Genomic DNA, 23,268 nt, shown 5'->3' on the forward strand with positions numbered 1-23,268 from the left:
CCTTCAGCAGAACGGGCCAGCAAGGCCTTGTGCAAGGGCTGATGATGAAGAATCAAAAGAATTCTTTGGAGGCCATCGATCAGCGTCGGCATCATAGTGCAGGTCATGCTCTACAATGCAGCTACATGCGTCGCAGTTATGACGGTACTTTTACTGAATCAGTCAACAAACGTGAGCACCAAGACGATCTCCTGCTCGCTGAATCATCGTTTACCAGGGGAACCAAGCGAGAATGTACTTGCAGCTCTGCGTCACTATGGCAAAGCGTACTTGTACGATGATTCTATTCCACGATATGCGAGACATGCGCTGGACAAGATCCTCGAATGCCGCTCCGGTGCGTATGGCTCCAGTTGGTTCCGCTGCGGCCAGTGTGATTCCAAACGCATTCTGTATTCGCCATGCTCCAATCGTCATTGCCCCAACTGCGGCTGGCTCAAGCGTAAGAAATGGCTCGATACGATCCAGTCCTGGGAGCTAGATACGAAGTACTATCACGTCGTCTTTACCGCGCCGCATGAACTGACCGAGCTATTCGGAGACAATGCGGCTGAGAGCTATAAGCTGTTCTTCCAGTGTGCGCAAAAGACGCTGCTAGAAACCTGCCAAGAAGCTTTCGGTTGCCGTCCTGGGATCTTGATGACCCTGCACACGTGGGGGCAACGGATGCTGCCGCATGTTCACATCCACGTCATGATGACTGCCGGTGGCATTGACCAGGAAAGTCGACAGTGGACAGAGATCCCTTCCGATGCGCCGGCGATCCAGCCCAAGCGTCTGGCGCAGGTCTTTCGAAAGAAGTTCATCCGAGGGCTCAAGAGTCTCTTTCGACGTGGCAAGTTATTACTAAAATCCACTGCTGAGCAATTAGAAGTTCCAGACGCTCAGTCGTTGGCAGAATGGTTAACACCGATCGCGGCCAGGAGCTGGGTCGCAGATGCTCAGCTCACTCCAGATGTACTTGCCACCAAGCGACAATGCGCGGTCTACTTGTCGGAGTACGTGCAAGGCACGGCGATCAGTGACCAGCGGATCGTCAGCGATGACGGACAAAGTGTTACGATCAGCTTGTGGAATTATCGTAAGGAGCAGTACGAGAAAGAATCGATGCCCGGCGGCGAGTTCGTGCGACGCTATCTATGGCATATCGTTCCCAGAAGCGTTTATCGCATCCGTTATGCAGGCTTATTCCAAGCTCAAAACCGCAAAGCAAACATTCAGCAGACACGTGCCGCGCTGAACGCATTTAACCATCCGCGTTCAGATGATGATACGGACGATGATGACGATGTGAATATAGTTCGACATAAGTCATTACTGCAATCGAGCATTAAGGATGCAAGCAAGCTGATCGAAGAGAACCAATCGCCAAGTACCAAAGCAGAAGTCGATGACCATGCGCCGCGATGCCAACAATGCGGAGCGGAGGGCATGAGCTTCCAAGAGTATCGCAGTCCCTGGCATACGCGTGGTGATATGGGAACAGTGTATTACTTGATCAGCTACTTCGCTGTTATCTGGACATCGCTGGACGATCGCGTGCGAGAGGTCTGCACCAAGGCACGCAAGAACATAAAGTTCAAGCAACTGAGTTTCGAAGATGCTCGGCTGCTTCGATCCGAAGCCAATATTTATTCAGCGTTCGATGTGAAGTTATTAACAGATGATGTTCGCGTCATTACTGCTTGCAGCCGCATGAGCTGCATCAATCAATCAGATACTCAACTACCATTACCGGAGATTTAAGTTGAAAGAGTTGCTTAACTCTCCCGGCCAGGAGAGTGGCGAGTCTTGCGAGCCGAGAGGGGGCGTTCGAATCATAGCCCGCTTCGCTAACAAGAATTGCATTATGAGTAACGAGAGCAACTTGCCTTTAATGGCTGAGCAATTCGAAGATCCGTATCAGTCAGAGAAATCCGCATTTAATGGACAATCATCAACACAAATTCTGGCCATTAAGCTGCGTTCTGGCTCGTTCTTGAGCCCTGCAAACAGCTACTGCAAATTAGATTAGTAGCTGGTAATTCTGTAGAGAAAAACATTGAACAACCGCAAAGCTGGGGAGAAGGACCGTCCACAGCTTGCAGCCGTTTTAATCACTCGTTGCTATCTCTTACTTGGTGAACATTGCTTCGGAGGGATCCACACAATTGACGATAAAACAACTACTATCAATATAACTATATATCTGATGCTAACGACTGCGATATGATTCTCATCGCGGAAAATGTTTGTGCTCGTAATATCTGCGGCCCCTTCACTATTTCCAATCCGAAATGGCGGAAAATACTCACCAGAAGAAATATCTGATTGTCGATCCCATGGCACGGTGTAAAAAGAGATCTCTACCCCTCCCGGCGAGAAAAGTAGCCTACTGTCTGGTGGATAATAAAACGCGATGAATACAACTTGCGTAGCCAACAATACAACAAAGTTTAGCAACGAGCAGCACAAATGATTGATCCTAAGGGCTATAGCAATCCATGAAATAGACGTTCTCCAAGTGCACCTAAGTATTGCAATCGCCATACTTAACACGCAAATCGCGAGAGATAAAGCATATCCCCCTGCAGGATGCGCCAGGAAAATCGCTACCCAAGTAATTATGCCAATCGAAAATACTGTTGACATTATCTTTTCGGGTCTCCACTACTTTCTCCTACAAACGAGCAGCTAAAATCCTTACAACATTCCCAGTCAAGATCTATTTTGTATTCGCCTTGTCCTTCGCCCTTATGATAATCCTGTATCCAGCGGTTGCCAGTTTTCGGGTTTTCTTCCCACCCATCTCCTCCCGCTGGGAAATAACAGCAATTTGTCGGATACTTAGAAGGAGGAACGAGTTTATTTGAAAAATCCGGCGGTAGATCGGTTGAACAATAATACCGCAGAGTGACAGAAAGTGTAAAGCTGCCGCAGCCACTAGGGCTACCACCTTGTGCTGGGCTCTCTGTGAAAGGATAGTCGTAGCTCTGATCTTTTGCGAATTTTTGAACTTGCATTGCTTCAGTGCGTCGGGAGGTAAAGCCGCCGCATTCACCACCGTTGCATGGTGCATTCTTGCAAGTTGCCCTGATGAACTTAATCAAATACCCTTCGCAAGGTGCTGAAAATCTGACATAAAAGTCAATGTTTAAATTATCTTGACAATCGCGCTTATGCCGTTCACTGCCTCCATCTCTTGTTTGCACAATTATGCTAGTTCCCAAAGGATCAACATTTTCGAAACCGAAGTACGGGATTGCCAAGTTCCAGCCATCGGCGTAGCCACGGGAATCTCTTCCCAAAAACCTACCACTATGCCCACTCATCCATCTAGCTCGGAAGTAATGCAAACCGACGGTATGATCCCACTCGCGGGAAGTATAGGTGTACCTGTTGTTATAGGCGCTGGTGGCTATGACTGAGACGGATGCGTTGAGCACTGTTGGCTGACCGTAAGCGGTATAAGCGTAGCGCTCTACAACGCCGCCGCTGGAATTGGTCATAGCGTAGATCGAGTACTGTTGGTTGCGATGCTGCGCTAGTGCAACTTCTGAAGGCCAATCACTGTTGCTGATCAGCGATGAGGCTGTGCAAGTAAAGCAGGCTGCTGCGGACTCGTGTTGTGATGACTCGCTATTTGAGACTGACGCGTCAGATGACTTTGCCTGGAAAGAAAAAGAACCATTGAATGAAACAGTGGCGTTCAAATAAGGGGCATTCTGATCGCACAACGTATCCCAATCGCTAAGCGAGATTTCTCGATGCGATAAGTGTTTAACCGGAAGTGATGAGGATTGAGACTGCATGTCTGCCATTATAGAGAATGACAGTTGAGCGGTGGTGCGAGATGGGCGGGATAATTGGCAGAATATTGAGGTGGCAGCCTGAAGGGCCGTAGCAATTATTGCCGGTGTGCCGCAGGCCACCGGACTTTGAGGTTCCTTGAGACCGATAAGCCCGAAGGGCTGGCGCAAATCAATTGTCTTGGCCCTCCGGGCCTGAGGGATCAACTGCGCATGCAAACCGTGACCGGATCGGCCACGGCAGCAATTGTGACAAGCCGTTGGCTTGATGAGGCAGGTGCCTCGAGGTCAATTGGCAAGTGGACGCGTAGGCGGCTCGCCCTCCCCGGTCGCTCGTGGAACTCGCGGCCGACCCTCCCGCAAGCGAGAGGGTGAAGAAGAACGCGTACGCCTGGCGGCTGACGGTTAAACGAAGAAGGCGGAGTCGCTGGGCTACATACTACTCAGCGAACGGAGTCGCTGAGCTACTGGCTACTCAGCGAACGGAGTCGCTGAGCTACTCAGCGGGTGGAGTTGCTGAGGTGCCTTCGACATCTGGTTTAGCCGGATGCGTGGCGTCGTGCACTTTACGCAAGCGATCGATGGTCACGTGCGTGTAGATCTGAGTCGTATTCAAATTCGCATGACCCAGCAACGTCTGTAAACTTCTTAAGTCCGCGCCGTTCTCAAGCATCAACGTTGCCGTCGTGTGACGAATCACATGGCACGCGCCGCTCTTGTGAATCCCCGCCTGATCCAGATAGTCTCGCACCATCTTCGAAGCTTGACCGGGCAATAACGGCTTGCCCGTGTTGCTCAAGAAGATTCGATCTGTTGGCATTGCCGCTGGCCCCAATCGCTTGCGACCATGACCGGCCAGCAACCAAGGACGCACATCGGCCAAATACTTTTCAAGCCACTGCAAGGCTCGCACACCAATCGGTACCACGCGATCCTTACGCCCCTTGCCCAAGCGGATCATCAACAACCGACGACTGCGATCAATGTCATAAACCCCAAGCGACAGTAGCTCCTGGCGACGAATCGCACTAGAGTAAAAGATCTCCAGTAATGCTCGGTCACGGATGCCAAGCTCGTCTTTCACATCGGGCTGATTGATCAACAGTTCGACCTCGGGCTCCGTTAAGTAATTCATGGGCAAGCGAACTTCCGCTTTGGGCAGTTCCAAACTTACCGCTGGATTGAATGGCAAGTGACCCTTCAAACATAACCACTGCAGCCAGTGCGACAGGGTCGATAGATAGGACGCTTGCGTCGAACTGGCCAAGGGAGCCCCGCTGCGCAGATGGCCTACATGATAAAGGCTGCGTTGATAAGCGGCCACGTGCTCGGCAGTAACCTGTCCGATGTGATCGATGGCACGCGCCTGCAGCCAGTTAATGAAACGCCTTAAGCTTGACTTGCGGCGATCAATGGTCGACTCTGACCAGTTCAATACGCGAAGATCAAGATAGTACGCTTGCAGCAAAGATGGATACAACATGGTTGGAACCTAGAAATAAAAAGTCTGAAATGGGAAACCAGTAACCAATGCCTTAAGCCTGGCCATGGCAGATGCACCTATGGCGACAGGCAGGGGCTCTCGCAATCTGGCTTGAAAGCCAGGAGAGAGGCACTAAGATCAGATCCTAGAAGGCTTTAGATGATGGCTGCTGACCCCTGGAAGTTACCTGGAACTTCCCTGGAAGTCGGGTGTCTACGGGCAACTAGAGAAGTTCGTAGACGTACGTGGCCCCTTGTCGGCCGCGATGAGCTCGCACGTATTCTAACGATACCAAGCGGTCTAAATGCGTCGATACTTGGTAATCACTCCACTGGATCGATTCACGCAGCATGCGTCTTGTGAAACGCACTTCACAGTTGCGGACGCCGTCCCTTTTTGCGATCGATTCCACCAGTTGCTGCAACAACGTCAGACAGTTCTGTGTCTGCGGCGTCAGCTCGTCCATGCTCAGCTTCAAAATGCGTTCGACCAAACGATTGGCTAAATCAATATCGGTCTGAACCACTTCGATGCGTTCGACGCCAGCTTCGTCACAAATCACGGGACGCTGGTGTTGGTGCAATAAAGCTATCGTGCGAATCAATGTGAGGAACTTCTCATGATCGCGGCGATTGCGAGTTCGGCTGCAAGGGAACTGCATCGTCTCGGCCAGTGGGTTATCGACTTCCATCGGACGAATCACCCGCTGGGCATTGCGGTGCAGGCTGCGAATCTGCTGGGTCTGTTCCAATGAGGCTTTACCTGCTCGCGTTTCGAGTTGTCGTTGGCGCTGTTGGATCGCCAGCGTGTGTTGGCTCGATTCGTCCACGGTGAGGACAAAGCATCGATTCACCAGCTCTTCATCCAACTGCATGCGTGTGGAAGTCAGAAACAATTGCACCGGTCCTTCGACTTCATGCGTTTGCATTTGGAAGTTCCCTTGAGCGTTCTTGCCTACGGTCGCATGCGTCAGCTTACCTTCGCTCTGTAGCAGCTTCAAAGCGTACGCTGCTTCGGAGATGCCTTGATCTTCGCTAATAGCCAGTATCTTGTGAGCAATCGAGCCGGCTGGTAGGTAGTACAGCGATTGACTGGTAAGGTTACTTAATCGCAACTGATGTTCGGGTGGCATCAGATGAAGGATCGAGTCCATTAAGGTGGTCTTACCGGCTGCGCTGTTGGACCTCACGAGGATCGCCAGTGGCTTGTCTAGCAAACGACTGGTTGCCGCCAGGTACGCAGCGAGTTTATTGAAGGGCTCGCCCACCATGCCACACTGATCCAGATCGCTAATGATGCGGCTGATCAACTGGGGATCGCTCAGCAAGCCCAGTGCCTGCTGCTGCTCTTGCGGCGATAGCTCGACGGGTTTAGTAATCCCCTTGGCCGCTTCGATCTGGCGATTGCGCAGCTCTTCAATATGGAGTAAGACTTGGCCGAGATCACGCTTGATGGTGTCCTCCTCGCAGTACAACTCCACAGCGGTTGCGCGTTGGAAGCTATTGCGCGATTGAGCTTTCATCAGATCGACCGTGTCGACGTGAATCAAGTCCGCTCGCGCTGCGGTGACGTTGACCTTCAAAGATAAGCTGGATATGTTGCGATCCAGCCCTCGGATGCGATAGCTGCGGTCACCGCGTGTGATCAACACCGATTCAGATTCCACGGTGAAGCTGACGCCGCTGCCCGGCGGAACTTCATTCGTGCTCTTGCTCGTGCTCGTGCTCGTGCTCGTACTCGTGCTCGTACTCGTACTCGTACTCGTACTCGTACTCGACCCATCGCCCGTCACTTCTTGTACAGCCACTGCATCTTGCAACACTTCCTCTTCCTGAAGTCTGACTCCTGAAGCCTGATCCCTGTTCAGATCCCTTCTCTCAAGCTTGCTGCATCCCGTACCAATCACAAGCCGCTGGGGGTTCTTGCTTTTGGCATCCAGCCGCCAGCCTTCGATGCCCGAGATCACGCCAGCTTCATCCCACAGCGGGATCGTCACGTAACCACGCATCGTCTCTCGGCCATTGTCCTTGTAGATCCCCAACTGCGTTAGTCGATTGCGAATCTCTTGGCCCAGCTTCACGCGATTGCTTGGAACTTCACTGCCCAGCGAGCGATCGGAGAAGCCGACTTGGTACTGAGCCGCTTGAGCGATCGAAAGCCCAAACTGTTCCTGCAAGAAAGTTATCAGCGCCGGTCGATCCAGCATCCCTTGCAGACTATCGGCATAGGCTTCGACGGTCGCTTGCCATGGGGCTGTCAGAAAGACCTCTAAGCGTGGAAAGCTATCTTGATAAGTTCGTGATCGTTGAAGCATGAGAGCGGGTCCATCAAGAGTGTTTGTGTGGGCGATAGATGGAATCAAACAGAAGTTCTTCAAAGCAGGCCCCTTCAGCAGAACGGGCCAGCAAGGCCTTGTGCAAGGGCTGATGATGAAGAATCAAAAGAATTCTTTGGAGGCCATCGATCAGCGTCGGCATCATAGTGCAGGTCATGCTCTACAATGCAGCTACATGCGTCGCAGTTATGACGGTACTTTTACTGAATCAGTCAACAAACGTGAGCACCAAGACGATCTCCTGCTCGCTGAATCATCGTTTACCAGGGGAACCAAGCGAGAATGTACTTGCAGCTCTGCGTCACTATGGCAAAGCGTACTTGTACGATGATTCTATTCCACGATATGCGAGACATGCGCTGGACAAGATCCTCGAATGCCGCTCCGGTGCGTATGGCTCCAGTTGGTTCCGCTGCGGCCAGTGTGATTCCAAACGCATTCTGTATTCGCCATGCTCCAATCGTCATTGCCCCAACTGCGGCTGGCTCAAGCGTAAGAAATGGCTCGATACGATCCAGTCCTGGGAGCTAGATACGAAGTACTATCACGTCGTCTTTACCGCGCCGCATGAACTGACCGAGCTATTCGGAGACAATGCGGCTGAGAGCTATAAGCTGTTCTTCCAGTGTGCGCAAAAGACGCTGCTAGAAACCTGCCAAGAAGCTTTCGGTTGCCGTCCTGGGATCTTGATGACCCTGCACACGTGGGGGCAACGGATGCTGCCGCATGTTCACATCCACGTCATGATGACTGCCGGTGGCATTGACCAGGAAAGTCGACAGTGGACAGAGATCCCTTCCGATGCGCCGGCGATCCAGCCCAAGCGTCTGGCGCAGGTCTTTCGAAAGAAGTTCATCCGAGGGCTCAAGAGTCTCTTTCGACGTGGCAAGTTATTACTAAAATCCACTGCTGAGCAATTAGAAGTTCCAGACGCTCAGTCGTTGGCAGAATGGTTAACACCGATCGCGGCCAGGAGCTGGGTCGCAGATGCTCAGCTCACTCCAGATGTACTTGCCACCAAGCGACAATGCGCGGTCTACTTGTCGGAGTACGTGCAAGGCACGGCGATCAGTGACCAGCGGATCGTCAGCGATGACGGACAAAGTGTTACGATCAGCTTGTGGAATTATCGTAAGGAGCAGTACGAGAAAGAATCGATGCCCGGCGGCGAGTTCGTGCGACGCTATCTATGGCATATCGTTCCCAGAAGCGTTTATCGCATCCGTTATGCAGGCTTATTCCAAGCTCAAAACCGCAAAGCAAACATTCAGCAGACACGTGCCGCGCTGAACGCATTTAACCATCCGCGTTCAGATGATGATACGGACGATGATGACGATGTGAATATAGTTCGACATAAGTCATTACTGCAATCGAGCATTAAGGATGCAAGCAAGCTGATCGAAGAGAACCAATCGCCAAGTACCAAAGCAGAAGTCGATGACCATGCGCCGCGATGCCAACAATGCGGAGCGGAGGGCATGAGCTTCCAAGAGTATCGCAGTCCCTGGCATACGCGTGGTGATATGGGAACAGTGTATTACTTGATCAGCTACTTCGCTGTTATCTGGACATCGCTGGACGATCGCGTGCGAGAGGTCTGCACCAAGGCACGCAAGAACATAAAGTTCAAGCAACTGAGTTTCGAAGATGCTCGGCTGCTTCGATCCGAAGCCAATATTTATTCAGCGTTCGATGTGAAGTTATTAACAGATGATGTTCGCGTCATTACTGCTTGCAGCCGCATGAGCTGCATCAATCAATCAGATACTCAACTACCATTACCGGAGATTTAAGTTGAAAGAGTTGCTTAACTCTCCCGGCCAGGAGAGTGGCGAGTCTTGCGAGCCGAGAGGGGGCGTTCGAATCATAGCCCGCTTCGCTAACAAGAATTGCATTATGAGTAACGAGAGCAACTTGCCTTTAATGGCTGAGCAATTCGAAGATCCGTATCAGTCAGAGAAATCCGCATTTAATGGACAATCATCAACACAAATTCTGGCCATTAAGCTGCGTTCTGGCTCGTTCTTGAGCCCTGCAAACAGCTACTGCAAATTAGATTAGTAGCTGGTAATTCTGTAGAGAAAAACATTGAACAACCGCAAAGCTGGGGAGAAGGACCGTCCACAGCTTGCAGCCGTTTTAATCACTCGTTGCTATCTCTTACTTGGTGAACATTGCTTCGGAGGGATCCACACAATTGACGATAAAACAACTACTATCAATATAACTATATATCTGATGCTAACGACTGCGATATGATTCTCATCGCGGAAAATGTTTGTGCTCGTAATATCTGCGGCCCCTTCACTATTTCCAATCCGAAATGGCGGAAAATACTCACCAGAAGAAATATCTGATTGTCGATCCCATGGCACGGTGTAAAAAGAGATCTCTACCCCTCCCGGCGAGAAAAGTAGCCTACTGTCTGGTGGATAATAAAACGCGATGAATACAACTTGCGTAGCCAACAATACAACAAAGTTTAGCAACGAGCAGCACAAATGATTGATCCTAAGGGCTATAGCAATCCATGAAATAGACGTTCTCCAAGTGCACCTAAGTATTGCAATCGCCATACTTAACACGCAAATCGCGAGAGATAAAGCATATCCCCCTGCAGGATGCGCCAGGAAAATCGCTACCCAAGTAATTATGCCAATCGAAAATACTGTTGACATTATCTTTTCGGGTCTCCACTACTTTCTCCTACAAACGAGCAGCTAAAATCCTTACAACATTCCCAGTCAAGATCTATTTTGTATTCGCCTTGTCCTTCGCCCTTATGATAATCCTGTATCCAGCGGTTGCCAGTTTTCGGGTTTTCTTCCCACCCATCTCCTCCCGCTGGGAAATAACAGCAATTTGTCGGATACTTAGAAGGAGGAACGAGTTTATTTGAAAAATCCGGCGGTAGATCGGTTGAACAATAATACCGCAGAGTGACAGAAAGTGTAAAGCTGCCGCAGCCACTAGGGCTACCACCTTGTGCTGGGCTCTCTGTGAAAGGATAGTCGTAGCTCTGATCTTTTGCGAATTTTTGAACTTGCATTGCTTCAGTGCGTCGGGAGGTAAAGCCGCCGCATTCACCACCGTTGCATGGTGCATTCTTGCAAGTTGCCCTGATGAACTTAATCAAATACCCTTCGCAAGGTGCTGAAAATCTGACATAAAAGTCAATGTTTAAATTATCTTGACAATCGCGCTTATGCCGTTCACTGCCTCCATCTCTTGTTTGCACAATTATGCTAGTTCCCAAAGGATCAACATTTTCGAAACCGAAGTACGGGATTGCCAAGTTCCAGCCATCGGCGTAGCCACGGGAATCTCTTCCCAAAAACCTACCACTATGCCCACTCATCCATCTAGCTCGGAAGTAATGCAAACCGACGGTATGATCCCACTCGCGGGAAGTATAGGTGTACCTGTTGTTATAGGCGCTGGTGGCTATGACTGAGACGGATGCGTTGAGCACTGTTGGCTGACCGTAAGCGGTATAAGCGTAGCGCTCTACAACGCCGCCGCTGGAATTGGTCATAGCGTAGATCGAGTACTGTTGGTTGCGATGATAGTAAAGGATCGTACCGCCTGTACCTGTTTCCTTCCGAACTACGGGCTCGTCGATGTAGCTGGCATAGACATAACGGTACAGGGCATTGCTCGGTCCTTGACCAATTACATAATCACACAGCGTCTGCTGACCTGCTTGCACAAAGACCCAGGAACCGCTGCTGTGCGAGCGCGTAACGCGTCTACCGAGTGCGTCATAGGTAAAGGCCACATCGGGCGTGCTATCGGCGTTGATGTCAGCCGACTTCATGCGGTTGTCAAAATCCCAGACTAGATTGAGAGCGGTACTTGCCCCGGCTTCTCTAAGGTTGACCGGAATAGACGTCATGTTCCCCTTCACGTCGGTCGTAACGCTCTGGGCAGATGCCGATCCAATCTTGTTGGTCAGAAGTTCATGCGTTGGACCGTGTGTGCGAGTGTGAGCCGTGCCATTGATCGTCGTGCTGCTCCAGTCACCGACATCGGTCAAGCTCCAGCTTTGGGATAACTGTGATGGAGCCGAAGAGCCTGCTCGGGCATAACCTGTTAAGCGATCTTCGTCATCGTAGCTAGTCCCACCGGAGGTAAAGCCCCAATCGGCCATGGTACCGCCAATGGTTTCACTGGTCTTGTTCTTGTTCGCATCCCAAGTGTAGCTTAGGTTACCAATCGCAGTGCCCGTGCCACCGAAGGTGATCGACGTCAGCAAATTGTCATTAGAATAAGCTCTGGTTTCAGTCACGCCATTGCTCAAGGTTTCGCCTGTGAGTCTGGTGCCATCGTCGTAAGAACGAGTGCTGACGGTATTGCCATCCAGCTTGAGAAGATTGAGTGCACCGGTGGCGTGATATGTCCGCTCCTGGATCGAACTGTCAGGGTAGGTGTACTTCACCAGCTCTCCACGCGTGTTGTACTCAGTACCAATCGTGTAGGTCTGGCCGTTGGTGGTGATCGCTTCGGTCGCCTTGCGACCGACGAGGTCGTAAGTATAAGTGACCGTGTTGCTGTAGCGACCAGAGACGGCCGTGAGTATTACGCCGATTCGATTGTAAGTGTATGTATCGCTATCGGCGATCGTGCCCGAGGGCGAGTCCACTCTAGTTCGATAGTCACGTTGAGTCATTCTTCCAGCCAGATCATAGTTGAACGTGCAAGTGTCGCCAAACTGATCTTGCTTACGCAGTAACCTACCGGCATTGTCATACACAAAGGTCACGATGCCATAGGTTGCATCCGCAGGGTTGCCACCACTGTGATCCGGATAGGTCTCAGTGAGCTTCTCCCCGCGGTCACTATAAGCATAACTGGTGGCCTGGCTCTCTGCATCCGTCAAACTGGCCAATTGTCCTAAAGCCGTATAAGTAAAGTTCGTCACCGCACTGATGCGATCTGTAATTTGCTTTCTGCGTCCCCGAGCATCGAAGGTGATAAAGGTATCCTTGTTCTTGGCATCGGTCTGTTTGATGGCATTACCCGCTTTGTCATAAGCGGTCTTGGTCACCGCACTGGCAGTTCCTGTGCGCTGGGTGTTTCTTCCAAGGGCATCATAGACCATGTCAGCTCCCACATTGTTGGCATCTCGGACAGTAAGCTGATTGCCAGCGGGGTCGTAAGTTATCGTGGTGGCTTTATCCAATTGGTCAAAGCTCTTGAGAGTTCGGCCCGCCGCATCGGCCCATGTGCGTGTAGCGTATCCCTGGGCATCGATTGACCTGCTTTCCAGAACGGTGCCGTAGCCCGAAAGGCTAGCGGTATTATCGTGCAACTGGGTTGACCATGAGGCCAGGGTATTAACGGCGGTAGCGCCGGAGCCTTTGTAGTTGTTGAGTTTACCGCTCATGACCGTGCGGCCAGCCGAGTCGCTGATGGAGAAGCTGACTTCATCTTCGGAGTTGACACTGACGACCGCTCGGCCGACAGCACCCTGGGAGCTGTTGAAGCTGATGCCAGCTCCGCCGTTAACCTGCGCATCGGCCAGCTTGGTAAGTGCATTGGCCAAACTAACGCTGAAAGTGCCGCTTGGGCTAGTGCCCGATTGTTTGAAGACAGCGACACCACCGGAACTGTCGAGCCCTACTCCGTCGGTCAGGTTATCGTCGTAAAGCGTGATACTAGTCAGGCCATCGGCCACCGAGACGCTATTCAAGCCCGCAATCGGTGGATTGGCGGTATCGACCAGACCTCTGGCGCTCAGCCAGATAGTCCTGTGAGTTGCTCGCCCGCGAGCATCATACTTAGTGGTCGATTCGGTGATGGTTTTCGAGTTATCCGGATTGTTGTAGTTGCTAGAGTGGCTGGTCACGTCCGAGACGGTGATTTGATGGACTGGCCTGCCGCGTGAATCGGCATTGACGATCGAGCCATGTCCCAATGGATCGACATTGGCCCGCGTCAGGGCGCAGCAGCCAGCTTCGATCATCGTCCAGACCTTGCCGGCAAAGTCGGTGTGCGTCGCTTTGTGCCCATTAAGGTCGTAAGTAAAATATTCAGTGGCAGCGATGCCGGTACTCGGCGCTTCGGTATGGGAAGCGACCAAGTTGCGACCGGTATAGGTCCAGGTTTCTCTGGCGTTGTTCTCACCTTCGCTATCGGTGCTATCGAAGTAACGCGGCGATCTTACTTCTGTGACGTTGCTGGCAGCATCGTAAATCGTTTGCGTCTTGGCAACTAGGCTGGTGCCATAAGCAGCCTCTTGGATCGTGTTGCGCTTTCGGCTGTCATAAGTTAGCTTGGTGGTTGTTCCGAGGGGATCGATCTGTTCAACCGAAAGGCCACTTGCGTCATTGATGATATCGTTGACGATGTGCGTCGCATTTGGGGACGTGGAACGTGTGACGGCCAACACTGCCGCGTTGTCGGCTAGGCTTAAGCCTGGAATCGTATATTGGACAGTACGAATCATTCGACCATCCGTCGCGTCATATCCGTAATATGTTCGTCGTTCATAGGGATCTTCAGAATAAAACAGCAGGTTGTTTAAGAACACTCGTTTGCTGATAAGTTCTTTGTTTTCACGAGGGAAAACGTGCGATTCGATTTGCCGTCCTCTGTAGTCGTAAGTTAAGCTTTCAAGCGCCCCGGCGGTTGTGTGAGTCGCGACCAAATAACTTCCAGGGATGTATGTGAAACTTTCAGTCAATCCTATTCCTGTTGATACTTCAGTGCTGCCATCCAAAACATAACCGGCGTTAATTTGTGTGATTAGGCGATCTGCATCGTCGTACGAATAGCTATTTATTACACCCGCACGGTCGATCTTCTTCAAAATCAATCCAACACTATTGCCATCAGACGTGGTTCCATAGATCCATTGCTCACTAGTGCCGTCTTCATAGGCGATCGATGTCACGCGATCCATGCTATCATAAGTTCGAGTAGTAACGTGGCCCTCGGGATCGGTTACTGTGGAAAGACGTCCAGCGGAATCATAAGTCAGGACAGTTTCTGGGCGAGTCCCATTTGTGACATCTGGCGGTTGCTTGACCTTTGTGACACGGCCAGCACCATCGTACTCGTAATCGGTTCGTCGACCATTCTCGTCAATAACGGCTTTGAGAAGGTTCGCGCCATTTCCCGAAGAACCATAGTACTCGAATGTCCTGGTCGCATACTCAGATGTTTGAACATCATTGGTGGCGCATCGATTATAAGTGTAAAGTTGAACGCCAGCGTAAGGATCGATGGTTGCGACATTCGACGAATGGTCAGTCAAGCCAACAGCAATTTCAATTAGCCGATCTGATGAATCGTAAGAGTATTTTGTTACCCTTCCTTGGCGATCTCGATATCGTGTCAAGAGAGTAGAACCACTGAGATAACAAAACGCCTCAAAAGTTTCGTCGTCATATACCTGAAACCGGATCTGTTTAAACTTATTCCCACTTTCAACATCGTAACGAGTGCGAAAGCCGGCATCGTCTCTCGTATATTCTGGCCCGTAGGACAATGAAATCAAGGATTCGGCGTACTTCGGTTCAAATGTGCCAGAGATACTTGGTTGAGTATTTGACGTGTCAAGTGACCAAGAAGAATAGTAACGGCGTGATTGACCACTACGACGAGGAGTTTGAAGCTTGCCCGCGCCTTCATAGATGATGCCAATCTCATTAGCCTGGTCCTCCCAACCGTAGAAACTCGCATACGTTGATTCAGCCTCACCGTTGCGAATCAGTCGCATTAAGCCCCAAGCAGTTACAACAAGGTTTCCATCAATGGTTGAAGCGGTACTAGAGTGCCATAGCGTTTTATAACGATGTCCCGGTGCCGCGACCGGATCTTCGATTTCCAACTTTACCAAGCCATTTGGTCCACTGCTGTAAGTGAAGCTAGATTCACTACCATCTGCATGAGTAACTGTCGTAAGGTGGTTTGAGTTGTAGGTATATTCTGCAGTCCGGCCACCAGGAAATGTCAATTCACTTATCACCCAGTCTCCGGCAACTTGGGTGCTTAGATATTCAACGTTGATACTTCGAACACCATCACTGATTGCATCCATTTGCCACTGTAGCGTTGGATCATTCGTCAATTCCGTGCTTGTAAAATTCTTATAGGTGATCGATATTGCGTGCCTTGTGGGATATACGTAGCTGATTAGTCGTCCGTGCGTAAAGCGACTGTTTCCTGTGGATGGAGGGGGATGGACATCGGTGTTAATTACTTCGAAAGTAAGAACGCGTCCGTCCAATAAAGTGAAGCGTAGATATCTTGCATCGTCAAACTCACCTGTGTAGCCATAATCGCCAGTCAAGGGAGTGGCAGACGCGAATGAACTGTTGAGGACTTCAATTTTTTGGCATTGCGAGGGCGGCTCATCAAACTGAGTTTGATACCCATATTCTTCGAATGAGGTTGCATTGGTGTTCGCAAAATGCAATTGAACTTGCCAACCATCGAACAGTTGTCCAACCAATTCCCCTGCCATGTGGTGACTTTGATAAGGACTTGCATAAGCGTTGTAAAAGCTTGTTGAATTGAAAGCGGCGAGGTCTAAGCGCAGATCGAATTGGCACGCCATATTCGGTCCGAAAGAACCATTCACTAATCCACTTCCGCCGTGACGGCTTCTAAAAAACCTCCGCAAATTGAGAGCACCTCCACCAGATGGATCTCGATAATCATCCGCCCAATGAACGTACGTGAAACTGCGATTATGCACGTAAGAACCTGTTTCTGTGACATGTATATCGCCTCCAACTTTAGGGGATGTACGACGGGGGGGAATTGGCGGGAATCCTGGTTCTGGACCGTCACTGCAACTTGTGCAACCCGGTCCTGGCCCACCAGGCCCACCAGGTCCCATTCCTGGACCTGGATCTGTAATATCGCAGGTTGGATACGGATGCGGTATCTCATTCTGGCATTGTCCGCCAGGGTTGTTTCCTAGTTTATCAGGATCAAAGGGCGGGCCTAGATACTCTGCTCGAACGTCGCCGCCGTGTGAAACTGCCAAACAGCATAGGAAACAACAAAACAAACTTCTTGCCACAAGAGTCTGTACCGGCCTTAAGACTAGAACCATCGCAATTTCCTTTCACTTAACCTAATACTCGTCTACTGACACGTCGGCGTCATTACAAACGGGAACCCTGCGGAAGAACATGCACAATAAACTCCTGATATCCACTGGCGACAGGCGATGCAGCCCGAACTCTTACCGAAGAAATAGTGCCGGTAGTACCAGTGAATTCGGCTCTAGCAATTCCAGTGCTGTCGGCAGCCACAGTGATTGCGGCCAATCCTCCTTGAAACGCGCCAAGATCGAACGACAAAAAACTCGCGGGCATGCCCGGCAGGGTTTTGACTTGCAAGCGGATTGACTCGCCTTGCACGATCGACTGATTACGTTCGCCAAGTCGCTGAAGGCGTGGCACTCCTGGGCCTGGCTGAGCTGACTGCCACACGCGGGCTGGTTCAACGGTATTTAGGTAGGCCTCGGGATTCTGCAAATATACTTGGACGTCGAACTCCTTAATCTGAGCGAACGCACTGTACGCCTGATGTGAGTCAACATCATTCGCCGTAATTCTTCGAAACACTTCTTTCAATGCTAAATCGGAGCCTGGGTCAATCAGAGGAGCGATACCAAATGGCCCACCAGTGCGAGTTATTGTTTCTTCTTTTGGCCGTTCTAAGCCAATGGTAAAAGGCCCTTGGCCCTCGTCCTGATTAGAAACCACTCTATCGCCGATTCCTTCAATATCGCTACGCGGACGCTTTACTCCACCTATTTCCACAGATTGATCTCGGGGCAAAACGCTGCCGCCATCACGAGTTGCGAATTCCTCGACCGCGACTTCCGAGCGGCCAATGATGAGTAGTGACAAGCCGGCGAGGAACACCATTCCAGTCAATGCAAGGCCCAGTGGAGTAAACAGAATCTTACGCAAGCTCATGAGGAATCTCCCAAAAAGCAGGTGAAGGCAAATGAATGTTGATCAAGTCTATCTCGCCGCCTGTAAATCGCTTTTTGTAGCGAGTTCTGAGTCAGTTTCAGCCAAGACCAAGCCGAACGTATTTAGAGACGCTTGCGCGCTCGTCTTAGTACCTGCCATCCCAGATCCGGGACTTCGTTGGAATGCTGCGATCAACTGATTGCGCTGCTCCTTGTCGATTCTATAGACCAACATGCCTTGTCCAATAGTGTCAACTGGCTTTATGAGATTGAAGTAGGAAAATACTGGTCGCGTTACTGTTTCAAACAGAAGTCGGTTGTTGCCATCCGGAACAGGCATTGAATGACCAATGAGGAAATTCTTGCTGACTACGTACCAACCATCCTCCAGCGAATATAACTTCCTTATAATGCCCGCAAGATTGGGATGATTCGAATCAATTTGCGCTGGGAGCTTATATTTCACTCCAAAACTAGCTGGATCGTACGAGCCAAAGTAAGCTAGGTTTAGGTCATTGGAGGCATCAGGATTTCTTGCAAGCCAATCCTTAAGTCGATACAAGTCTTGCCCCCAGTCAATATTACCATCGCACAGGACATCCGCCCCTCGGCCGGGACCACCGGCTGCGGCATTGAAGTAGCTAAGCCAATGGGGCCCTTGTGCGAGGGATGATGCGAGATACGATCCTGTTGTCAACACTAAGGCTGCCGTCGCAATCCTTCGACTCACGGGATGCTGGAAAGTCTCAGCCGAAACAAACCTAGCTAGCTGTGAGACCCAGATGAATAGCAGGGGCAAAAGCGGAAGCGCATAACGCACGTATCGGTTCAGTCCTGTATTGATCGAGATCAGGAGAAATAGCATGCCAGTTGGGATCGCAATCGCAAACAACCATTGCTTCTGACTAGTTGTCATTGGAATCACAAAAACTGCCACCAATGAAGCTGCTAACAATGCCCATATCGCCAAAGGCTCTTTAAAGAAAAGGCCGACTGCGTAAAAGTACCACCACCCTCCCTGCTGCCATCGGCCCCAAAGATAGCTTTTCCATGCGGGATCGAACGCTCCCCTCTCAAAGTCGGCTTTCTGTACATCGATTCCCGCCATGTATGCCGAAGGAAGCGGCACTGGCAGATGCCCGAGGACACTCCCAGCAAAGCGATTTCCTTTGGCTAGGCTAGCACAATCAACGCACGGCTCATTACCGGACAGTGATGCGGAGACAAATTGATAGCTTTTTAGCGTCCGGAAAGAGCCTTGAAAGCCATAGAAAGCATTGACTATCAATAGTGCCGTCACAGATGCGATTACTAGCTGCCCAATCTGCAGCCCAAAACTGAATTTAGGCGTCGAGGCAGCTTGCCCGGCGTCGGTCTCGACTTGCTGAGACAGCAAACGAGAGACCGACAGCAGTAACAGAGACACGAACGCCGCCACGGGCAGAAAGATCCAGACACTCTTCACCAGCATTGCCACGCCGAAGGACATTGCCAGTACAGCGGCACTCGACCATTTCGCATTAAAAAGCCATCCCCATATCGCGTAAGCCACAAAGAGAACGACAACCGCGGACGAAAGATCTGGAGTAATCACACTCCCATACGCCAGCACCATCGGTGAAAACGCCCATAGCGAGGCAGCCATAAAACCGGCATATACGCCGAAAAGCATCGAACTCAATTGAAAGCACAACAACGTCCCGAGCACCGCGATCGGCACTAGGGCAAGGCGAGCGAAAAAGAATCGACGTTCAATCGAAACGCCGTTTAGTTCAATCATCCGGCGACCAACATAAACCTCACTACGAACAGAAGCATCGGATCTATAAGGAGCCCAATCCATTAGTGGCTTGTCAAAGAAGACGACCGGTGCCGCAGCGATAACACGCGTTAATGGCGGGTTAACGGCATAGAGATCAAAACGTCCTGTCTCCCAGTGTGATATGCCTGCCGCCAAATGCCCTACCTCATCCCAGGTTGGAGAGTGAACTTTTGCAGACCAGACCAAGAGTCCGGTCTGGAAGCTAATGAGACATGCCAACGCACAAATGACCCAATGGTCCCTGAGCCAGGAGATACGCAATCCCATACGCAACCTCGATCACACTTAGAAAAGGAGTCTGTTTGAGGCAAGGTCCCCGCGGTTTGCCTTGACGAGTGATTAGGAGAAGTAGAACGACTTTGAAATCTAATTGCAACTAAAATCAAGACGAAATTCCGATTTTTCTTTCGTGTGATTTTTTTGACTTTTTTCGAGATTTTCAGCGTGCCGGTAGTTGATTTTTGCACTCGCACTTCAACCATGTCTCAGCAGAACAAAGAGATGCACCGGCGCTATGAATCCGTTGATAGATGTCAGCCTAAACGTTCCCTGACATTGTGCGCCGCATGCAAGGTCGATGAAGTCAACTGGACGACACGCATAGACGTGTTACTTCTCGGTTAGAGTGGAATTACAATTACAAGGGTCTCGTTGTGCAAAATGACTGCTCGAGCTGGCGGAGTGCTCGAGGCAGATGGCATGAATACTTCAATGGTGCATTCTGATTGCCCATTTGCGACAATCGTCTCACCAACGATTTCTGCTTTGCCTTCCTTGAATGTAGGATCAACGAGCTCTACTGATAATCGATGACCTTTTCTAATTAAGGACGCTAGTGACTCGCTTTGAACGATGATCCGCATCACAGTTCTTTTATTCATGCGCCGGAACTCAACCGAGTCTGCTGCTACAACACTGCGGTGTGTGTATTGAACTAGAAACGTACTTTGAAACTGCTGCTGTTGCGGATTAGTCATTGTCAGATTGATCGTCGTGTTTGACGACGATGCTAAGCCTTTGGAAGGATTCAGTCGCAACTTTAACTCGCCGGACTTTGGGTCAAAGCTGCATTGCTCAATCTCATCCCCGTAGGCCTCTAGCCGCGTTTGTGCCAAATCGATCAGTGGCGATCGTGGCGTTATGGGCACAATTACTTGCTGCACACGTTCCGAACTAACAAGCACGGGCTTTCCACTGTTGATTTCAATCGCCAGTATAGATTGGCCGTGAACGTGGACCTGAAGCACTGGCTCACCCGTTGCGTTCCAGTATGCAAAATTTTGATGTATTTCTTCGGTTCGCCTTGGGATGTCGAACTTAATGGGGATTGAGACGGAACCTCTAGCGGTGATTGAGAGTGAATCAGGGAGCCCGGAAATACAACCACATGAGAAGGTCCGTCTCGGCAGCTCAATTTGGTTGTCGCTCAGGTTCTTGATCGTGAGATGAGCCTCAACAATGGATCCACAAACTACTTTTCCCAGTTCGATTGTCGCAACATCGTCTGGATTGGAAAAAGCCGTCTCTACCTCAAATCGCAGAGGCAATGGAGCGATTTTCTCTACTTTCGTTTCTGGTATGTTGACTGGATTCTCTTGCGCTAACAATGCTATACTCAGAGGAGACATCAAGGCGAATATGCCCAGTGAGGCTCTTGCAACTATTGACCTGACCATTGATTAATCCTCCAAATGCCTTCCAACATTCCACAGCTTGTCGTTGCTTGGGAAGTCTACACATCACCCTGCTATGCCAATCTTTGAATATACCGTCCGTGATGGACACCGTACACAGCGAGGCACGCTCGCTGCGGATTCTCCGCGGCAAGCACGTGACCAGTTGCGGGCTGAAGGCAAATCCGTTGAAACAATTAAGGCAGTTGCCACGACCGCCGATCGCCGGGATTCCGCAGGCTCCATAGTCAGAGATTCAGCCAAGTCGCTTGTTTCATGGAAAAGCCGTCATCACTCCCAGGTCTCGTGGTTTATCCGGGAACTTGCCACGTTGTGCCAAGTCGGAACACCTATGGTTGATTCGGTGCAGATGGCAACCAAACAATGCCGCGGAGCGTTTCGAACTATTTTGTTCGACCTTGGAGAAAGAATCACGCAAGGTGAGTCACTCGCATCTTCGTTTGCGCGTCACCAGCACGTGTTCGGTACAATCCTCTGTGAGATGGTACGCGTGGGTGAACAGTCGGGGTCACTGCCAACAGTCCTGTTTCAGGCAGCTAGTTATCGCGATCGACAAGACAAGTTGAAAAACCGTGTGTTGTCAGCGATACTGTACCCAGCAATTGTACTTTGCTTAAGCGTTGCCGTCACGGTTTTCCTCATGACAGTCGTAGTGCCAACACTTATCACAAGCTTAGCGGAGTTGCAGCGTGAACTGCCCCTGCCCACGGCAATTCTGAAAGGGATTAGTGATTTCCTGTTAGTCTATGGCGTGTACTTGGCCACGTTCACCCTTTTTGTTGGCATAGCCTTCCTATCGTTTATTCGAACCGATCTCGGTAAGATGTATTGGCACCAAACCTTACTCAAAATTCCTGTGCTGGGGCAACTGATCATCAAACAAAACGCCTCTAGGCTTTGTTTGGTCACGGCGACATTGCTGAAGTCAGGTGTGGAGTTGGTCCGAGCATTGGAAATAGCAGAAAGTTCGGTAGCCAACGCGAAGATGCGTGAAATCTTGTCCGATGCCCGTGCTAAGATTTCCTCTGGTGTTGAGTTAGGGAGTGCTCTGGCTGGAAACGGCGTAATTCCGCCCGCACTGATCCAGGTGTTTTCGCTAGGGCAGCATACGGGGCAGCTTGAGGAATTGCTTTTTCGGATCGCGGAAGACTACGATTATCAAGTGAATGCATTGGCTGATCGATTGACGACGATTATGGAGCCGGTCTTGATTGTCGGCTTATCGCTTATCGTTGGATTTATAATGCTGGCGACACTCTTACCCATACTGGAGTCAGGCAATGTTTTATCGGAATAGTTTTATTGCGAATCGACGCAGTCTCGGTCGGCCTGCTTTAGCACGCCAGTCCGGCTTTACGCTGGTAGAGTTGATGGTGGTCATTGCGATCATAGCGTTGCTGTCCGGAATTGTGGGCATTAGCGTACGGACCTATTTGACCAAGAGCAAACAGAATGTGGCGAAGATCGAAATTGGCAAATTCATGCAAGCGCTAGATACGTTCTACACTACGTTTGACAGATACCCCACCAACGAGGAGGGATTGGAAGTACTGGCACAGCCAAGTGACGAATTCAGCGAAGGCCTGCTTCCGTTCATTCCGAAAGATCCGTGGAAGCATCCCTACGAATACCGCAGCCCTGGCGAAAAGGAACCTTTCGAGATCATTTGCTTTGGTGCGGACAAGCGACAAGGCGGTACGGGCGCGGACAAAGATATAACTAGTATGGAACTGAGTCGGGGCTCATGAAATGTTGACTCGAAAGGCGTTTACCTTAGTCGAGCTAGTTGCAGTGCTTGCCGTATTGGCAATGTCCGCCTCGATCATCACTTTGCGTCTGGCGACACCTTTGCGGACAGCCAGAGTTGATACAGCCACCCAGCAGTGGCTAAATGCAGATCAGTATGCCCGATCCATCAATAGTTCGAGAAGCGTACGCCTCCAGACGGTGAAGAGTACCAACTGTTGGTTATTGAAGGTCGAGGATCTGGACGGAGCAGCGCTGCGTTCATGGGCGTTCCCTCCAACGGTCGCGATTTTCCTTCGTAACGGAATCGGCGAAGATGTCAGCTCAGTTGACTTCCCTCTATCAGGCGGTTGTCGCGACTATCAGATAAAGTTCACTGACGGTTCCGTTTCGAAGACCATGCTAGTTGCGGGGGCAACAGGCCATGCCATCCTTCAGAGTCATTAGAATCAGGCTG

At 50.6% G+C, this 23,268-nt stretch carries 14 protein-coding genes; 7 read left to right on the forward strand and 7 right to left on the reverse strand.

From position 1 onward, the window contains the following. The first annotated feature begins 138 nt into the window (after positions 1-138). A complete protein-coding gene (locus SH302x_RS04585; protein WP_479364651.1) occupies positions 139-1,746 on the forward strand; it encodes an IS91 family transposase in 1,608 nt (535 codons plus the stop codon). A gap of 103 nt (positions 1,747-1,849) precedes the next feature. Then, entirely contained in the window at positions 1,850-2,014 is a 165-nt protein-coding gene (locus SH302x_RS04590; RefSeq protein WP_479364650.1) for a hypothetical protein, read from the forward strand. A 616-nt stretch (positions 2,015-2,630) separates the two neighbouring features. Here the strand turns inward: SH302x_RS04590 and SH302x_RS04595 are convergent. The 3 genes from SH302x_RS04595 to SH302x_RS04605 all read right to left on the reverse strand — a co-directional run bounded on the left by SH302x_RS04595 (position 2,631) and on the right by SH302x_RS04605 (position 7,585). Then, positions 2,631-3,488, reverse strand: a complete 858-nt coding sequence (locus SH302x_RS04595; protein WP_479364649.1) for an RHS repeat domain-containing protein — start codon at positions 3,486-3,488, stop codon at positions 2,631-2,633. A gap of 796 nt (positions 3,489-4,284) precedes the next feature. Further along, positions 4,285-5,271, reverse strand: a complete 987-nt coding sequence (locus SH302x_RS04600; RefSeq protein WP_479364653.1) for a tyrosine-type recombinase/integrase — start codon at positions 5,269-5,271, stop codon at positions 4,285-4,287. 223 nt (positions 5,272-5,494) lie between these two features. Continuing rightward, positions 5,495-7,585: an MTBMA_p00010-related P-loop-containing protein gene (locus SH302x_RS04605; RefSeq protein ID WP_479364652.1), complete on the reverse strand. Its 2,091-nt coding sequence runs from the start codon at positions 7,583-7,585 to the stop codon at positions 5,495-5,497. Between the two features lie 209 nt (positions 7,586-7,794). On the opposite strand from SH302x_RS04605, the gene SH302x_RS04610 reads away from it, so the two are divergent. Further along, a complete protein-coding gene (locus SH302x_RS04610; RefSeq protein ID WP_479364651.1) occupies positions 7,795-9,402 on the forward strand; it encodes an IS91 family transposase in 1,608 nt (535 codons plus the stop codon). Positions 9,403-9,505: 103 nt separating this feature from the next. Continuing rightward, complete coding sequence (locus SH302x_RS04615) at positions 9,506-9,670, forward strand: hypothetical protein (RefSeq protein WP_479364650.1); 165 nt, start codon at positions 9,506-9,508, stop codon at positions 9,668-9,670. A gap of 616 nt (positions 9,671-10,286) precedes the next feature. Here the strand turns inward: SH302x_RS04615 and SH302x_RS04620 are convergent. The 4 genes from SH302x_RS04620 to SH302x_RS04635 all read right to left on the reverse strand — a co-directional run bounded on the left by SH302x_RS04620 (position 10,287) and on the right by SH302x_RS04635 (position 21,047). Then, on the reverse strand, positions 10,287-16,196 hold the full coding sequence (locus SH302x_RS04620) for an RHS repeat domain-containing protein (protein ID WP_479367558.1): 5,910 nt from the start codon (positions 16,194-16,196) through the stop codon (positions 10,287-10,289). Positions 16,197-16,728: 532 nt separating this feature from the next. After that, positions 16,729-17,550, reverse strand: coding sequence for a hypothetical protein (locus SH302x_RS04625; protein WP_479367559.1), 822 nt, complete (start codon positions 17,548-17,550; stop codon positions 16,729-16,731). A gap of 48 nt (positions 17,551-17,598) precedes the next feature. After that, positions 17,599-19,638 carry an ArnT family glycosyltransferase gene (locus SH302x_RS04630; protein ID WP_479367560.1) on the reverse strand — a complete coding sequence of 680 codons (2,040 nt, stop codon included), beginning with the start codon at positions 19,636-19,638 and terminating at the stop codon, positions 17,599-17,601. Between the two features lie 353 nt (positions 19,639-19,991). Further along, a complete protein-coding gene (locus SH302x_RS04635; protein ID WP_479367561.1) occupies positions 19,992-21,047 on the reverse strand; it encodes a hypothetical protein in 1,056 nt (351 codons plus the stop codon). Positions 21,048-21,120: 73 nt separating this feature from the next. On the opposite strand from SH302x_RS04635, the gene SH302x_RS04640 reads away from it, so the two are divergent. From SH302x_RS04640 to SH302x_RS04650, 3 genes are read left to right on the forward strand one after another with little or no spacing between them, the layout of a single operon-like run. Then, entirely contained in the window at positions 21,121-22,362 is a 1,242-nt protein-coding gene (locus SH302x_RS04640; RefSeq protein WP_479367562.1) for a type II secretion system F family protein, read from the forward strand. Further along, positions 22,346-22,813, forward strand: a complete 468-nt coding sequence (gspG, locus tag SH302x_RS04645) for a type II secretion system major pseudopilin GspG (protein WP_479367563.1) — start codon at positions 22,346-22,348, stop codon at positions 22,811-22,813. The genes SH302x_RS04640 and gspG overlap by 17 nt, the downstream gene beginning before the upstream one ends. Position 22,814: 1 nt before the next feature. Next, positions 22,815-23,258 carry a pilus assembly FimT family protein gene (locus tag SH302x_RS04650; RefSeq protein ID WP_479367564.1) on the forward strand — a complete coding sequence of 148 codons (444 nt, stop codon included), beginning with the start codon at positions 22,815-22,817 and terminating at the stop codon, positions 23,256-23,258. Positions 23,259-23,268: the final 10 nt, after the last annotated feature.

It is taken from the genome of Njordella calcicola, assembly GCF_056494125.1.

What these genes read in the sequence shown, in the direction of transcription:
- SH302x_RS04605 (WP_479364652.1), bottom strand. Translation starts at nt 7,585, where the DNA reads ATGCTTCAACGATCACGAACTTATCAAGATAGCTTTCCACGCTTAGAG.
- SH302x_RS04590 (WP_479364650.1), top strand. Translation starts at nt 1,850, where the DNA reads ATGAGTAACGAGAGCAACTTGCCTTTAATGGCTGAGCAATTCGAAGAT.
- SH302x_RS04630 (WP_479367560.1), bottom strand. Translation starts at nt 19,638, where the DNA reads ATGGGATTGCGTATCTCCTGGCTCAGGGACCATTGGGTCATTTGTGCG.
- SH302x_RS04585 (WP_479364651.1), top strand. Translation starts at nt 139, where the DNA reads ATGACGGTACTTTTACTGAATCAGTCAACAAACGTGAGCACCAAGACG.
- SH302x_RS04635 (WP_479367561.1), bottom strand. Translation starts at nt 21,047, where the DNA reads ATGGTCAGGTCAATAGTTGCAAGAGCCTCACTGGGCATATTCGCCTTG.
- SH302x_RS04600 (WP_479364653.1), bottom strand. Translation starts at nt 5,271, where the DNA reads ATGTTGTATCCATCTTTGCTGCAAGCGTACTATCTTGATCTTCGCGTA.
- SH302x_RS04650 (WP_479367564.1), top strand. Translation starts at nt 22,815, where the DNA reads ATGTTGACTCGAAAGGCGTTTACCTTAGTCGAGCTAGTTGCAGTGCTT.
- SH302x_RS04615 (WP_479364650.1), top strand. Translation starts at nt 9,506, where the DNA reads ATGAGTAACGAGAGCAACTTGCCTTTAATGGCTGAGCAATTCGAAGAT.
- gspG (WP_479367563.1), top strand. Translation starts at nt 22,346, where the DNA reads ATGTTTTATCGGAATAGTTTTATTGCGAATCGACGCAGTCTCGGTCGG.
- SH302x_RS04595 (WP_479364649.1), bottom strand. Translation starts at nt 3,488, where the DNA reads ATGACCAATTCCAGCGGCGGCGTTGTAGAGCGCTACGCTTATACCGCT.
- SH302x_RS04610 (WP_479364651.1), top strand. Translation starts at nt 7,795, where the DNA reads ATGACGGTACTTTTACTGAATCAGTCAACAAACGTGAGCACCAAGACG.
- SH302x_RS04625 (WP_479367559.1), bottom strand. Translation starts at nt 17,550, where the DNA reads ATGAGCTTGCGTAAGATTCTGTTTACTCCACTGGGCCTTGCATTGACT.
- SH302x_RS04640 (WP_479367562.1), top strand. Translation starts at nt 21,121, where the DNA reads ATGCCAATCTTTGAATATACCGTCCGTGATGGACACCGTACACAGCGA.